Origin of the sequence: Agromyces tardus, from assembly GCF_003710805.1 — a bacterium.
Taxonomy (GTDB): domain Bacteria; phylum Actinomycetota; class Actinomycetes; order Actinomycetales; family Microbacteriaceae; genus Agromyces; species Agromyces tardus.
The window spans coordinates 1-13,842 of sequence record NZ_RHHB01000003.1 but is presented as its reverse complement, the minus strand read 5'-3'; the positions used below and the strand labels follow the sequence as shown (position 1 = coordinate 13,842).

Genomic DNA, 13,842 nt, shown 5'->3' with positions numbered 1-13,842 from the left:
GCCTGCGCGCAGGCGGACACGGTCATCGCTCCCACCGGGAGCGACATTTCCCAACCAGTCAGGAGAACTGAACCATGAAGCGATTCGTAGCGAGGGCGCTGTACGCGACCCTGTTCACCGGGGGACTCATGCTCCTCGGAGCCGGCGTCGCCAACGCCTCGGAGACGGGCGGCGACGACGGCATCCTCTCGGGCACCCAGCTCGGGATCTCGATCGAGGCACCGATCACGATCGGCGGCAACGCCCTCTCCATCATCGGCGATTCGTCGTCGTCGGATGCCTCGACCGAGGTGTCGACGGACGACGACGAAGCGGGCGACACGGCCGAGCCGGTGGAGCCCGTCGCCGTCACCTCGGGTGACGACGGCGTGGCTTCCGGAAGCCAGGCGATCGTCGACGTGTCGGCGCCCGTGACGATCGGCGGCAACGCCGTGTCGGTCATCGGGGACTCGTCGAGCGAGGACGCCGAGACCGTCGTCATGACGGGGTCGGGGTCGGGGTCGGGGTCGGGGTCGGGGTCGGGCTCGGAGGCGACCACCTCCGGCGAGGACTCGCTCCTCGGAGGAACGCAGATCCTCCCGGACCTGTCACTGCCCGTGACGATCGGCGGCAACGCCGTCTCCGTCATCGGGGACTCGTCCTCGGAGGGCGCGCTCACGGGCGTCGTCACCGACGGGTCGGGCTCGGGTTCGGATGCCGCCACCTCCGGTGACGACTCCATCCTCGGAGGAACGCAGATCCTCCCGGACCTGTCACTGCCCGTGACGATCGGCGGAAACGCCGTCTCCGTGATCGGGGACTCGTCCACCGATGGCTCGACCACGATCGTGACGCCGGTGGACCCGGTCGACCCGACGGACCCGACGGACCCGACGGACCCGGCCGACCCGGCGACGCCCGCCACCCCGGGCGGCGGCGGCTCCGGCTCGGCGGGCCCGGGCTCCACGACCGCATCGGCGGCCGTGGTGCCCCTCGCAGCCGCGACGAGTGGGCTCGCCTCGACCGGGCTCGATGCCGGGTTCTGGCAGCGGCTCGCAGTGTTCCTGCTCCTGACGGGCGCCGTGCTCGTCGGAGTGATGCGGTTCGCGTTGCGCCGCTGATCGGGTGGAGGCCCGGCGTCGCCCTACCGGCGCCGGGTCTCCCGCGGCGACGGCGCGCCGCTCATCGCGAGCGCGCCTGCCCCGCCTGCGTCGCGGGCGGTGCCCCATGGCCGATGCCCGCCGCCGGCAGGATCACCCCGTCGATGAGCGACAGCAGGAACTCGGCGTCGACCGGGCGCTTCTCGATGAGCAGGCGGAACGCCGCCATCGCGGGCGTGAGCTTGGCGATCGTCTCGACGTCGCAGTCCGGGGAGACCTCGCCGCGGTCGATCGCCCGTTGCAGGAAGAGTCGGTTCACGGCGGCGCGCGGCTCGATGAGGGCCGCGTGCGCGGCATCCGCCAACTCGGGCGAGCTCGAGATCATGCCGAACAGGCCGCCCATGATGCGCAGCTTGCGCTCGCCCTCCTCGATGGAGCGCGGCCGGATCATGGCGACGAGGTCGCCGCGCAGCGTGCCGGTGTCGGGCAGGCGCTCGGGGTCGAGCTCGCCGGCCTTCATGCAGGCGACGGCGTCGAGCACAAGGTCGGCCTTGGACGGCCATCGCCGGTAGATCGTGGCCTTGCCGGCCTTGGCGCGCGCCGCGACCATGTCGATGGTCATGCCGTCGAAACCGGTCTCGGCGAGCACGTCGATGGCCGCGTCGAGGATCTCGGGGTCGCGGCTGTGGTCGCGACGGCGACCGAGCTTCACGGCGGGCGCGGCAGGAGTGACGTCGGCGGCCTCGGCCGTGGAGTCGAGCTGCGTCATCGCGGTCCTCTCCGTGTCTCGCGGGTCGCGGGTGTTGCTGCCATGTTACTTCAAGAACTGTTCATATCCGAAACTGGCAAGTCTCGTATAGAGTGGCGCCCATGACTTCCGTTTCCGCCGATCCGACCACGCAGGCCGTCGCGCCCGCGGCCCCCTCCCGCAGGTGGTGGACCCTCGCGACCGTCGCCCTCGCCCAGCTCATGGTGGTGCTCGACGCCACGGTCGTGAACATCGCCCTCCCGGCGGCACAGGCCGACCTCGGGTTCTCCGACGGCCAGCGCCAGTGGATCATCACCGCCTACTCCCTCGCCTTCGGCAGCCTGCTCCTGCTCGGCGGGCGGCTCTCCGACCTCTGGGGCCGCAAGCGCACGTTCATCCTCGGGCTCATCGGCTTCGCGATCGCCTCGGCGATCGGCGGCGCCGCGCCCACCTTCGAGGTGCTCGTCGGTGCTCGCGCCCTGCAGGGTGCGTTCGGCGCCCTGCTCGCCCCGACCGCGCTCGCAGTGCTCACGACGACGTTCACGATCCCCAAGGAGCGCGCCCGCGCGTTCGGCGTGTTCGGCGCCATCGCGGGAGCCGGCGGCGCCATCGGCCTGCTGCTCGGCGGCCTCCTCACCGAGAAGCTCGACTGGCGCTGGAACCTGTACATCAACGTGGCCATCGCCGCGGTCGCCGTCGTCGGTGCGATCCTCTTCGTGCGCCACGTGGCCCGCACGGGCCCGCGCCCGAAGCTCGACATCCCGGGCACCGCGCTCGTCTCCGGCGCGCTGTTCCTGCTCGTCTACGGCTTCTCGAACGCCGAGACCGAGGGCTGGGACTCCCCGTACACCTGGGGCATGCTCGTGGCATCCGGTGTGCTGCTCGTGCTCTTCGTGGTGTGGCAGCGCGTCGCCGCCCACCCGCTGCTGCCGCTCTCGATCGTGCTCGACCGCAACCGCGGCGCCGCCTACCTCTCGGTGCTCATCGCGGGTGCGGGCATGTTCGGCATCTTCCTGTTCGTCACGTACTACCTGCAGACCTCGCTCGGCTACTCGCCGATCCAGACCGGCCTCGCGTTCCTGCCGATGATCGCGATGCTCGTGCTCGCCGCGCAGCTGTCGACGAACCTCTTCGTGCCGCGCTTCGGCCCGAAGGTCATGGTGCCCATCGGCATGGTGCTCGCGGCGAGCGGCATGGCGCTGCTCACCCTCCTCGATGCCGACAGCAGCTACGCGGCGAACATCCTGCCGCCGCTCATGATCATCGGCTTCGGCATGGGCTCGATCATGCCCGCGTCGATGCAGACCGCCACGCTCGGGGTCGACCGCTCGTTCGCGGGCGTCGCCTCCGCGACGGTCAACACGAGCCAGCAGGTCGGCGGATCGATCGGCACGGCGCTGCTCAACACGCTCGCCGCGACCGCCGCGACCGACTACGTCGCGAGCCACACGCCGCCGACCGAGCAGGTGCTCGCGGATGCCGCGATCCACAGCTACGCGGTGGCGTACATGTGGGGCGCCGCGTTCTTCGCAGCGGGCGCCGTGATCGCCGCACTGCTGTTCCGGCGCAAGGGCGACGGTCTGTCGGTCGCGACGCACGGTCAGGCGTCGGCGGATGCCGCGGCCGAGCCGGTGGTCGCGCACTGAGGTTCGGGCGCCGAGCCATCGGCTGGGTCTCGATACGGCCTGCGGCCTACTCGACCGGCGGGCGGCAGGGTCTCGATACGGCCTGCGGCCGACTCGACCGGCGGGCGGATCAGACGACCGCGCCGAGCACGCCCTGGTCGGCGGGAACGGGGGTGCGCGCGAGCGCGCCCCACGCCCGGGAGAGCGCCTGCACCGCGGCATCCGTCGTCTCGGCGGAGTAGCAGATGGGCAGGCGCAGGAACCGCTCGAACGCCCCGTCGATGCCGAAGCGCGGGCCCGCCGCGATGATGAGCCCCTGCGAGCGCGCGGCGAGCGCGAGCTGCGAGCTCACCGGGGCGCCGAGGCCCACCCACGTGACGATGCCGCCGTCGACGTGCGGCACGTGCCAGTCGGGGAAGGCGCCCGCGAGCAGCGACTCGAGCCGGTCGCGGCCGGCGCGCAGCTGCTCGCGGCGCAGCTCGAGGATGTCGTCCATGCGGTCCAGGAGCCGGGTGACCATGAGCTGCTCCATGATGGGCGTGCCGAGGTCGTTGGGAGAACGCACGGCGAGCAGGCGGCGCAGGAGCGGCCGCTCGGCGCGGATCCAGCCCACGCGGATGCCGCCCCACACCGTCTTGCCCACCGATCCGATCATGACCGCCGGCCCGTAGGCGGCGAGCGGGGCGAGGTCGAGGCCGCGGTCGATGTCGAGCTCGGCCGTCGTCTCGTCGGCGATCACGACCGTGCCCTGGCGGGCGGCCGCGTCGAGCACCCGCTCGCGGGCGTCGGCGCTGAGGGACCGACCCGTCGGGTTCTGGAAGTCCGGCATGAGGTAGGCGGCGACGGGGTTCGAATGCCGGATGGCGCGGGTCAGCGCCTCGACCTCGTCGACCGCGCCGAAGCCGTCGGCGCCGCCGTCGCGCGGTTCGACGGGCACGGTCACGAGCCGCGCGCCCGCCGCGCGCAGCGCTTCGTAGGCGTGCGGGTACGTGGGCGCCTCGATGAGCGCGCGGTCGCCGCGTCCGATGAGCGCACGTGAGAGCAGGGCGATGGCGTGCTGGGCGCCGATCGTGACCATGATCTGCTCGGGGTGCGTGGGGAGTCCCCGCGCGGTGTAGCGGTCGGCGATCGCGGCGCGCAGCGCGGGCGTGCCGACGAGGTCGAAGCCGGCGCCGCCGAGCTCGCCGGGCAGGTCGTCGGCGGCGGCGCGCGCGACATCCGCGAGCCAGGGCAGCCCGGGCGGCGCCGCCTTGGAGAAGTCGATGTAGTCGGCGGTCGGCGGCGCGGGCAGGATGGCGGGGGCGCCGGGGAGGCGGGCCACGCTGCCCGAACCGCGCACGCTGTGCAGGAGCCGCTGGTCGCGGAGCTCACGGTAGGCCGCCGTGACGGTGGTGCGGCTCAGCGCGAGCCGTTCGGCGAGGTCGCGCTCGGCGGGGAGCCGGGTGTCGACGGGGATCCGCCCGTCGAGCACGAGCAGGCGGATGCGGTCGGCGAGCGCACGGTAGGCGCTGCCGCCGTCGCCGCGCCAGTCGCCGAGCAGGTTCTCGAGGGAGCGGGCACTGAGGGTGGCATCCATGATGCGAGCCACTTTAGACGAATTGGATCTATGCGAAAAGGCCAATCATGGAATTGGATTGCATCATGCCGCACCGCACTCTCAGCTCGTTCCGCACCGCCGACCCCGCACCGGTCTTCGCCCGCCGCATCGTCCAGCTCTTCGCGGGCCTCTTCCTCTACGGCATCGGCATCGCGCTCATCGTGCGCGGCGAGCTCGGCGTGGCCCCGTGGGACGTGCTCACCCAGGGAATCGCGAAGCAGACCGGCCTCGGGTTCGGGCTCATCACGATCCTCACGAGCGCGGTCGTGCTGCTGCTGTGGATCCCGATCCGCCAGAAGCCGGGCTTCGGCACGATCATGAACGCGCTCATCGTCGGGCCCGCTGCCGACGTGGGCCTGTGGCTCATCCCCACGGGCCTCGACCTGTGGCTGCGCATCGTGCTGCTCGCCTCCGGCATCCTCGTGCTCGCCGCCGCGACCGGCCTCTACATCGGAGCCCACTTCGGCCCCGGTCCGCGCGACGGCCTCATGACGGGCCTGCACCGCCGCACGGGCGTGCGCATCTGGATCGTGCGCACCGGCATCGAGCTGACCGTGCTCGCGGCCGGCTGGCTGCTCGGCGGCAACGTCGGCATCGGCACGGTGGCATTCGCGGTGCTCATCGGGCCGCTCTGCGGCTACGCGATCCCGCTGTTCGCGGTACGGCGAGCGGATGCCGCGGCCCGTCGCGGGGCGCCGAACCGGGACGTCCCGCGCCCCATCACGGGCGTCACCCCCGCGCAGGCCTGAGGGAGCCGCAGTCGCCCGCGCCCCGCCCGTGGTGGCGCATCCGCCACCTGCGCGCCGTCCCTCCACCGGGATAGCCTCGCGCCCAACGACGTCGCGGAACCGGATCGCCGGCACTCGTCGGCCCCGCGACGGACTCGGAGGGGGAACGACATGCACGCACGAACGATCATCCTCGGCGCCGCCGCACTCGCGGTCATCGGCTCCATCGGCCTCGCCGCGCCCGCCTCGGCGGCCGAGTCGACGGTGAACCCGACCGCCTCGTGCGTGGGGCAGGTGTTCGTCCCGCAGGCGGTGGGCGATCCCGGCGCCATCGCCAGGCGGATCGCCGAGATCAAGAGCTGGGACATCGCGAAGTTCGGCTGGATCATCGGCGACTTCGCCCGTTGGGAGGACTGCTCGGGCGACTGAGGCCGAGGTGAGGCGAGCGGATGCCGCGGGGCGCGCTCCCGCGGCATCCGGCTACAGGTTCGCCTCGGCGTAGACGCGCAGCGCGTCACGCACGAACGCGGCCCCCGCCTCGCCGCCGTAGTTGGCCGCGAAGCGCTCGTCGGCCACGTACATCTCGCCGAGGCCGATGACGTAGCCCTTGACGTCGCCGCCGGCCTGGGAAGCCGGCGTGCCGGGCACGCCCGCCAGCCACTCGACGTGGCGCCGGGCGAGCTCCTGCGCCTCTGCGCCGCCGGGCGCGACGCCCGACTCGGCGGCCGCGATCCAGTCGCGGCCGAGCGCGGCCGTGCGCTCCTTCCACGCCTGCCGCTCGTCGTCGCGCATGCCGCGCCACCAGCGGTCGCCGGCGGCGTAGGCCTCCGGGCCCCAGCGCTGCTCGACCTCCTCGCGGTACTGCGTGTGGTCGAACCCGTCGAACATGTCCTTCGCCATGATCTCCTCACCTCCCTCCAATGCCTCGATGGTGCGTTCGACCGACGCGATCTGCCGCGCCAGCCGGTCCTGTTCCTGCCGGAGCCAGCCGAGGTGCCCGGCGAGCGCCCGCGTCTCCGCGGTCTCGCCGGCGAGCACGTCGGCGATCGCCGGCAACCCGAGCCCGAGCTCGCGCAGCAGCAGGATGCGCTGCAGTCGCACGAGCGCGGCGCCGTCGTAGTAGCGGTAGCCGTTCGATCCGATGCGGCTCGGCTCGAGCAGCCCGATGTCGTCGTAGTGACGCAGCGCGCGGCTCGTCGTGCCGGCGAGCTTGGCGATCTCCTGGATCGACCAGTCCATCTCGCGCTCCTTCCCTCCTGCTCACGGCTCGGTCGGGTTCTACTGTAGAAGTTGACGCAACGTCAAGGTCAAGCGGATGCCGCGCGCCGAACTCCGGAGCCGGCCCGGCCGTCGTCGGCGCGTCGCGCTGCTGCGCCGGCGGGTCGAGAGCAGGGTCCGGAGTTGCGCACGGGGCACGCGGCTCGTGGAATCCCGGCGGGGGCTTGCGGCATCCGCAGACGCGATATATCGTGAATCTACACAACGCGATATATCGCGATACAGCGCCGCATCGGCGGCGTGGCGCAGCGGCATCCGCTCGCCGAACGGAAGGAGAACCGCATGGCAATCGAGAAGTGGGTCGTGAACCCCGGCGAGTCCCGGGTCATCGACCTCGAGCTCGTACGCAAGCTCAAGGTCAGCCTCATCGGAGGCAAGGTCGACCTGATCGCCCACGACGAGCCCGGCGCACGCGTCGAGGTGTCGAGCGTCAGCGGCAAGGACCTCATGATCCAGATCGACGGCGACTCGCTCGAGGTCGACCACCCGCAGCTGCGGTGGGACAACTTCCTCGAGGTCTTCAAGGGCTTCCGTGGCAGCGCGAAGGCCGAAGTCTCGATCCTCGCCCCGAGGCACGTGCTCATCAAGCTCGGCGTCGTCAACGCCGCCGCCCTCGTCTCGGGCTTCGACGGCGACGCTCGCTTCAGCACCGTCTCGGGCGACATCGTCGTCGACAACCACTCCGGCGACATCGAGCTCTCGAGCGTCTCGGGCGAGCTGTCGGTGGGCGACCACATGGGCCGCATCACGGCGCACACGGTCTCGGGCGACGTCACCGCGATGGGCGAGGTGAGCTCGTTCAGCGCCGACACGGTCTCGGGCGACATGATCCTCGACGTGCGCGGCACCCCCGGCCGCGTCGACACCAACACCGTGTCGGGCAACCTCACCGTGCGCTTCGACGCCGGCAGCGGCGCCCGCTACCGCGTGAACACCGTGACCGGGTCGCTCCTGCTCGACGACACCCAGATCAAGGGAACGCTCGGCAAGGGATTCGAGCGGGTCACCGGCCAGCTCGAGGGCACGTGGCTCGACCTCGGCGCCAACAGCGTCTCGGGCAACATCGCGGTCATCCGCCGCGAGCCGGTGCCGACGGCTGCGGCCCAGGGCGAGGGCACGGCTGCGACGGGCTCGGGCGAAGCGGATGCCGCGAGCGACGCGCCTGCCCAAGGCACCGACGACGGGGCATCCGCCCGACCGGACCAGGACGGCGCGGCATGACCCCCGCGGTCTTCGCCCACGGCAACCTGCGCCTCTACCTGCTCGCCCTGCTCGAGGAGCGCCCACGCCACGGGTACGAACTCATCCAGGCCCTGTCCGAGCGCTTCGGCGGCACCTATTCGCCGAGCGCCGGAACGATCTACCCCCGACTCGCGAAGCTCGAGGAGGAGGGGCTCGTCACCAAGCGCACCGACGGCCGCAAGACCGTCTACGAGATCACCGACGCCGGTCGGGCCGAGCTCGAGTCGCGCCGGCACGAGCTCGACGCGATCGAGGACGACGTGACCGACTCGGTGCGCCGCCTCGCCGAGGGTGTTCGCGCCGAGGTCGACTCGGCGATGCGCAGCCTGCGCGCCGAGCTCGCCAACGCGGCGCGCGAGGCGAGGAAGGCCGCGTCGACGACGAGCGCCACGGTGCACGTCAACGCCGAGGGCAACCGCGCGGTGCACGAGGCCGATCTCGTGCTCAACGAGTTCCGCCAGCAGCTGCGCACCGAGCTGCGCACCCAGGCGCAGCGCGGCAAGCTCACCGACGGCACGGTCTCGCTGCTCAAGGCCCGGCTCGCCGACGTGCGCGCCGAGGTGCTGCGGGAGCTCGCCGGGCGGTGAGCCACCGCTCCCCCGCGCCGCCCCGCACCAGCGCGCGGCACGGGGGATGCGGATGTCGCCGGCATGGAGTTCCATGGAGGCATGGTGGATGTGAGCCTGCGCCCGTGGTCGCCCGACGACCTCGACCTCCTCCACCGTGCCAACACGCCCGAGCTCATGGACCAGCTCGGCGGCCCCGAGACCGACGCCCAGGTGCGCGCCCGGCACGAACGGTACCTCCACCTCTGGCACGAGGGCAGCGCCCGGCAGTTCCGCATCGTCACACCCGAGCACCCCGAGGGCGTCGGCATCGTCGGTTACTGGCAGCGCGAGTGGCGCGGCGAGCCCGTGCTCGAGGCGGGCTGGTCGGTCGAGGCCGACTACCGTGGCCAGGGCATCGCCCCCGCCGCCGTGCACGCCCTGCTCGACTACGCGCGCGGCGACGGCGAGACGCTGCCCGTGCACGCGTTCCCCCGCGTCGACAACCCGGCGTCGAACGCCGTGTGCCGCAAGGCCGGCTTCACGCTGCTCGGCCAGGCCGACTTCGAGGTCGCGCCCGGGCGCGTGCTGCACACGAACGACTGGGTCGTCGAGCTCGTGCCGCGCTGAGCTCGCCGCGTAGTCTCGACGGGTGCTCCCCTATCTCGCCGTGTTCGCCGGCGGCCTGCTCGGCACGGGACTCCGCCTCGCGGTCGACAGCGCCCTCCCGCATGCCGACGACGGCTTCCCCGGCTCGACCCTCATCGTGAACCTCGTCGGCACCTTCGTCCTCGGCTGGCTCGCGGGCGGGCTCTGGACGCGTCCGTCGACCCCGACCTGGCTCAAGGCGGGCGTGGGATCGGGCGTCATCGGCTCCTTCACGACGTTGTCGGCGGTCATGGGCTCGATCGCGATCCTCGACCGGGGCGGCGAGACGCCCCTCGCGTTCCTCTACCTCGCGGTGTCGCTCGTCGGCGGGCTCGCGCTCGCCGCGGCCGGCCTCAAGCTCGGCTCCGCGCTCGCGCACCGCCCGATGCCCACCGAGATCACCGACGACGGAGCCACGCTGTGAGCACCGGCGTGATCGCCGCCGTGCTCGTCGCGGGCGCCGTCGGCGCCGTCATCCGCTACGCCCTCTCTCGCCGCTACCCGGTTCGACCCGGGCACCTGCCGGGCGGCATCCTCATCGTGAACGTGGTCGGGTCGGGCGTCGCGGGCGCGGTCATCGCGCTCGCGGAGCGGGCCGCCCTCGGCGCCGACGTGCGGCTCATCCTCCTCACGGGCTTCTGCGGCGGCCTCACCACGTTCAGCACGTGGTGCGTCGAGACGATCGAGCTGTTCGACGGGGGCCGCTGGCGCGCCGCGGTGCTCAACATCCTCGTCACCGTCGTGGTCGGCCTCGGTGCGGCGACCACCGCCTACCTGCTGCTGCGCTGAGGCAGGCGGCGACCCCGGCCGCCGCGCCGCGCCACCCGGCTCGACTTGACTTCGGGTGCCGCCGGAGTAGTGTGGCCCGCCGTGACTGAACAGGCGCCTACGCCGCCGGCCGAACTGAAGTCCCCGAAGCACTGGATCATCGGGGATCCGCTTCCCAGCGAGCATCTCGAAGGCCAGCTCCTCCCCAAGAAGCTCGCGCTCCCCATCTTCGCGAGCGACCCGCTCTCGTCGGTGGCGTACGCCCCGCAGGAGCTCGTGATGATCCTCCTCATCGGCGGGCTGGCGTTCCTGAGCTTCGCGCCCTGGGTCGCGACGGCGGTCGTGATCCTCCTCGTCACCGTCGTCCTCAGCTACCGGCAGCTCATCCGCGCCTACCCCTCGGGCGGCGGCGACTACGAGGTCGCGCACAAGAACCTCGGCGAGAAGGCGGGCCTCGTCGTGGCATCCGCCCTGCTCGTCGACTACGTCATGACGGTCGTCGTGTCGGTCGCATCCGGCGTCGACAACATCATCTCCGCGATCCCCGAGCTCAACCCGTTCCGGGTCGAGCTCGCGGTCCTCTTCGTCATCATCCTCGCGGCCGTGAACCTCCGCGGCGTGAGCGAGTCGAGCAAGGCGTTCGCCGTGCCGACGTACCTCTTCATCGGCAGCGTGCTCGTGATGATAGTCGTGGGCCTCGTGCGCACGGTGCTCGGCGATCCGCCGGTCGCCGAGTCGGCGCAGTACGCGGTCGAGGGCGAATCGCTGACGCAGGCGGCGATCGTGCTGCTGCTGCTGCGTTCCTTCGCGAGCGGATGCTCCGCACTCACCGGCGTCGAGGCGATCTCGAACGGCGTGCCCGCCTTCCGCCGGCCGAAGATCCGCAACGCGCAGTCCACGCTCGCACTCATGGGCGGCATCGCGATCGTGCTCTTCGCAGGACTCACCACCCTCGCGCTCGTCGCGAACGTGCACTACGCCGAGAACCCCTGCAACCTCATCGGCTGGGAGGGATGCGCCACCGAGCCGCAGCAGAGCCTCATGGCACAGGTCGCCGCCGCCACGTTCGGCGAGTCGTCGGTCCTCTTCTACGTGATCCAGGCCACGACCGCACTGGTGCTGCTGCTCGCGGCGAACACGGCGTTCAACGGCTTCCCGCTGCTCGGATCGGTGCTCGCCCACGACGGGTATGCGCCGAAGTCGCTCTCGACCCGCGGTGACCGGCTCATCTACTCGAACGGCGTGATCATCCTCGCGCTCGCGGCGACGTTCATCCTCGTGGTCTTCCAGGCGAACCTCACCGTGCTCATCCAGCTGTACATCATCGGCGTGTTCGTGTCGTTCACCCTCGGCCAGACGGGCATGGTGCGGCACTGGTTGCGCGAGCTCGGCAAGTCGCGGCATCCGTCGGGCTCGAAGCTGCCCAAGCGGCCGCCGCGCCCGGAGGAGGAGGGCGCGAAGCCCCTCACGCGCGCGGCGATCACCCGGGCCCTGGTCATCAACGCCGTCGGCGCGGTCATGACCGCGGTCGTGCTCATCGTCGTGACGATCACGAAGTTCACCCACGGCGCCTGGATCGTCTTCCTGCTCATGCCGATCCTGTTCCTGCTGATGCTCGGCGTGAACCGCTACTACCGCGACGTCGAGAAGGAGATCGCGGTCGACGCGACGACCACCTTCGGCGCCACGGGCGACCACGCGATCGTGCTCGTCGGGCGCATGCAGAAGCCCACGCTGAAGGCGCTCGACTACGCCATCGCCGCACGCCACGACTCGCTCGAGGCGGTGCACGTCTCGCTCGACGAGGAGGCGACGAAGCGCCTGAAGAAGGAGTGGATGAAGCAGAACATCCACGTGAAGCTGCGCATCCTGTCGTCGCCGTATCGCGACCTCAGCTACCCGCTGATCCAGTACATCAAGCACCGCCGCGAGGAGTTCGGCCCCGAGGTCGTCACCGTCTACATGCCCCAGTTCATCGTGGGGCACTGGTGGGAGAACCTGCTGCACAACCACAAGGCTCGACGCATCCGCCAGAAGCTGCTGCTCGTGCACGGCGTGACGGTGTCGCTCGTGCCGTGGCTGCTCGACTCGTCGGACCTGCTCTACGGGCGCCGGTCGCGTCCGCTGCCCGGCCAGGACCGCCGTGGCGAGCCCGTGCGGCCCGTGCCGCGCCGCCCGCACCAGCTCGAGGGCACCGGACGGCGTCGCTAGGGCCGGCGCCGGCTCGGTCGCGGGCGGATGCCGCGGCATCCGCCGCGCCGGGCATCGACACGGCTCACAGCATCGCCATGATCTGGCGTGCGATCATGCGCCCGGCGCGGTTCGCCCCGATCGTGGACGCCTGCGGGCCGTAGCCGGCGAGGAAGACGCGCGGATCGCTCCACGCGGCGCCTTGGCCCACGGTGATGCCGCCCGCCTTCTCGCGGAGCTTGAGCGGGGCGAGATGGCGCAGCTCCGGGCGGAAGCCCGTGGCCCAGATGATCACGTCGGCCTGCACCTCGGAGCCGTCGTTCCACACCACGCGGTCGGCCTCGATGCGGTCGAACATGGGTCGCGCGACGAGGAGCCCGCGCTCGATGCCCGCGGCGATGCGGCGGCTCTTCGGCACGCCGGTGCCGCTCACCACCGACGGGAGGGCACGACCCGAGCGGGCCGCCTCGTCCTGCAGCGCGACGGCGGCCGACGCGCCCTCGAGGTCGAGCTCCTGGCGGTCGATCCAGTCGATCGGACGTCGCGACACCCAGGTGAGGCCGGCGGCGACGCCCTCGAGCTCGAGCATGAAGCCGATCGCGGAGGTGCCGCCGCCGACCACGACGACGTGCCGGCCGCGGAACTCCTCGGCGTCGGTGAAATCGGAGGTGTGCAGGTGCCGGCCGCGGAACTCGGCCATGCCCGGGTAGTACGGCACGAACGGCGAGCCCCATGTTCCGGTGGCGTTCACGAGGAACTGCGTGACGATCTCGTAGCGCGGAGCGGGCGGCGGGCCGGCGGGCTCGAACGTCTTGCGCCGCCGCCCGAAGAGGCCGCGGGCCTTCTCCTCCTCGAGCGGCTGCGGCGTGCGGTCCTCGACCTCGACGAGCAGGTCGACCCCCTGGTTGGACACGCGCCGCACGTCCATCGGGCGGCGCACGCGCAGCTCGAAGTGCTCCTCGAATCGGCCGTAGTAGTCCGCCACGACCTCCTTGGCGGGCAGCGACCGGTCGGCCGTTTCGAAGCTGAGGCCGAGCTCGGCCATTCCGGGGAGGTCGTTGACGCGATGCGCGGTGCCGAGTCGCAACGAGGACCAGCGCTGCTGCCAGGCGCCGCCGGGGCCGGGAGCCCGGTCGAGCATGACGAAGTCGTCGTCGGCGACGAGCTCGAACCGTCGCAGGTAGTAGGCGACCGAGAGCCCGGCCTGGCCGGCGCCGATCACCACGACCTTGACGCGCTCGGGACGGGCTTCCACCCCTCCATCTCAGCACCTTTTGCTGAGCGCCCGCACCGGGCGAACGGGGGCCGCACGCCGCGACCGCGCGCCGCCCGGGAGCGCTCCGGCAGGCGCGTCGGACGGCCCCGCCGGGCGGCCGATCCGGGCCGTCGCGCCG

At 71.9% G+C, this 13,842-nt stretch carries 14 protein-coding genes; 10 read left to right on the top strand and 4 right to left on the bottom strand.

Annotated features, from left to right (window positions below; genetic code table 11):
• Positions 1-74 precede the first annotated feature (74 nt).
• Positions 75-1,100, top strand: a complete 1,026-nt coding sequence (locus EDM22_RS03150; protein ID WP_122935613.1) for a hypothetical protein — start codon at positions 75-77, stop codon at positions 1,098-1,100.
• A gap of 61 nt (positions 1,101-1,161) precedes the next feature.
• Here the strand turns inward: EDM22_RS03150 and EDM22_RS03145 are convergent, their stop codons facing one another.
• A complete protein-coding gene (locus EDM22_RS03145) occupies positions 1,162-1,848 on the bottom strand; it encodes a TetR/AcrR family transcriptional regulator (protein ID WP_122935612.1) in 687 nt (228 codons plus the stop codon).
• Positions 1,849-1,949: 101 nt separating this feature from the next.
• Here EDM22_RS03145 and EDM22_RS03140 point away from each other — a divergent pair, with 101 nt between their 5' ends.
• Positions 1,950-3,473 carry an MFS transporter gene (locus EDM22_RS03140; protein ID WP_122935611.1) on the top strand — a complete coding sequence of 508 codons (1,524 nt, stop codon included), beginning with the start codon at positions 1,950-1,952 and terminating at the stop codon, positions 3,471-3,473.
• 109 nt (positions 3,474-3,582) lie between these two features.
• Here the strand turns inward: EDM22_RS03140 and yczR are convergent, their stop codons facing one another.
• Entirely contained in the window at positions 3,583-5,028 is a 1,446-nt protein-coding gene (gene yczR, locus EDM22_RS03135; protein ID WP_122935610.1) for a MocR-like transcription factor YczR, read from the bottom strand.
• A 65-nt stretch (positions 5,029-5,093) separates the two neighbouring features.
• Between yczR and yczE the strand changes: the two genes are divergently transcribed.
• A complete protein-coding gene (gene yczE, locus EDM22_RS03130; RefSeq protein ID WP_122935609.1) occupies positions 5,094-5,798 on the top strand; it encodes a membrane protein YczE in 705 nt (234 codons plus the stop codon).
• Positions 5,799-5,948: 150 nt separating this feature from the next.
• A complete protein-coding gene (locus EDM22_RS03125; protein ID WP_122935608.1) occupies positions 5,949-6,206 on the top strand; it encodes a hypothetical protein in 258 nt (85 codons plus the stop codon).
• Positions 6,207-6,257: 51 nt separating this feature from the next.
• Here the strand turns inward: EDM22_RS03125 and EDM22_RS03120 are convergent, their stop codons facing one another.
• Positions 6,258-7,016, bottom strand: a complete 759-nt coding sequence (locus tag EDM22_RS03120) for a MerR family transcriptional regulator (RefSeq protein ID WP_122935607.1) — start codon at positions 7,014-7,016, stop codon at positions 6,258-6,260.
• Between the two features lie 321 nt (positions 7,017-7,337).
• On the opposite strand from EDM22_RS03120, the gene EDM22_RS03115 reads away from it, so the two are divergent.
• From EDM22_RS03115 to EDM22_RS03090, 6 genes are all read left to right on the top strand, one after another.
• Positions 7,338-8,276 (top strand): DUF4097 family beta strand repeat-containing protein, encoded by a 939-nt coding sequence (locus EDM22_RS03115; RefSeq protein WP_122935606.1) that lies wholly within the window; start codon positions 7,338-7,340, stop codon positions 8,274-8,276.
• Complete coding sequence (locus EDM22_RS03110) at positions 8,273-8,884, top strand: PadR family transcriptional regulator (protein ID WP_122935605.1); 612 nt, start codon at positions 8,273-8,275, stop codon at positions 8,882-8,884. The genes EDM22_RS03115 and EDM22_RS03110 overlap by 4 nt, the downstream gene beginning before the upstream one ends.
• Positions 8,885-8,965: 81 nt before the next feature.
• Positions 8,966-9,472 (top strand): GNAT family N-acetyltransferase, encoded by a 507-nt coding sequence (locus EDM22_RS03105; protein ID WP_122935604.1) that lies wholly within the window; start codon positions 8,966-8,968, stop codon positions 9,470-9,472.
• A 22-nt stretch (positions 9,473-9,494) separates the two neighbouring features.
• Entirely contained in the window at positions 9,495-9,914 is a 420-nt protein-coding gene (locus EDM22_RS03100; RefSeq protein ID WP_122935603.1) for a fluoride efflux transporter FluC, read from the top strand.
• Entirely contained in the window at positions 9,911-10,279 is a 369-nt protein-coding gene (gene crcB / locus EDM22_RS03095) for a fluoride efflux transporter CrcB (RefSeq protein ID WP_122935602.1), read from the top strand. The genes EDM22_RS03100 and crcB overlap by 4 nt, the downstream gene beginning before the upstream one ends.
• 81 nt (positions 10,280-10,360) lie before the next feature.
• Complete coding sequence (locus tag EDM22_RS03090) at positions 10,361-12,469, top strand: APC family permease (protein WP_245989150.1); 2,109 nt, start codon at positions 10,361-10,363, stop codon at positions 12,467-12,469.
• Positions 12,470-12,533: 64 nt separating this feature from the next.
• On the opposite strand, the gene EDM22_RS03085 is transcribed toward EDM22_RS03090, so the two are convergent.
• Positions 12,534-13,703 carry an FAD-dependent oxidoreductase gene (locus EDM22_RS03085; RefSeq protein ID WP_122935601.1) on the bottom strand — a complete coding sequence of 390 codons (1,170 nt, stop codon included), beginning with the start codon at positions 13,701-13,703 and terminating at the stop codon, positions 12,534-12,536.
• Between the last annotated feature and the right edge of the window lie 139 nt (positions 13,704-13,842).

What these genes read in the sequence shown, in the direction of transcription:
- EDM22_RS03110 (WP_122935605.1), top strand. Translation starts at nt 8,273, where the DNA reads ATGACCCCCGCGGTCTTCGCCCACGGCAACCTGCGCCTCTACCTGCTC.
- EDM22_RS03145 (WP_122935612.1), bottom strand. Translation starts at nt 1,848, where the DNA reads ATGACGCAGCTCGACTCCACGGCCGAGGCCGCCGACGTCACTCCTGCC.
- EDM22_RS03150 (WP_122935613.1), top strand. Translation starts at nt 75, where the DNA reads ATGAAGCGATTCGTAGCGAGGGCGCTGTACGCGACCCTGTTCACCGGG.
- yczE (WP_122935609.1), top strand. Translation starts at nt 5,094, where the DNA reads ATGCCGCACCGCACTCTCAGCTCGTTCCGCACCGCCGACCCCGCACCG.
- EDM22_RS03120 (WP_122935607.1), bottom strand. Translation starts at nt 7,016, where the DNA reads ATGGACTGGTCGATCCAGGAGATCGCCAAGCTCGCCGGCACGACGAGC.
- yczR (WP_122935610.1), bottom strand. Translation starts at nt 5,028, where the DNA reads ATGGATGCCACCCTCAGTGCCCGCTCCCTCGAGAACCTGCTCGGCGAC.
- EDM22_RS03115 (WP_122935606.1), top strand. Translation starts at nt 7,338, where the DNA reads ATGGCAATCGAGAAGTGGGTCGTGAACCCCGGCGAGTCCCGGGTCATC.
- EDM22_RS03105 (WP_122935604.1), top strand. Translation starts at nt 8,966, where the DNA reads ATGGTGGATGTGAGCCTGCGCCCGTGGTCGCCCGACGACCTCGACCTC.
- EDM22_RS03140 (WP_122935611.1), top strand. Translation starts at nt 1,950, where the DNA reads ATGACTTCCGTTTCCGCCGATCCGACCACGCAGGCCGTCGCGCCCGCG.
- EDM22_RS03125 (WP_122935608.1), top strand. Translation starts at nt 5,949, where the DNA reads ATGCACGCACGAACGATCATCCTCGGCGCCGCCGCACTCGCGGTCATC.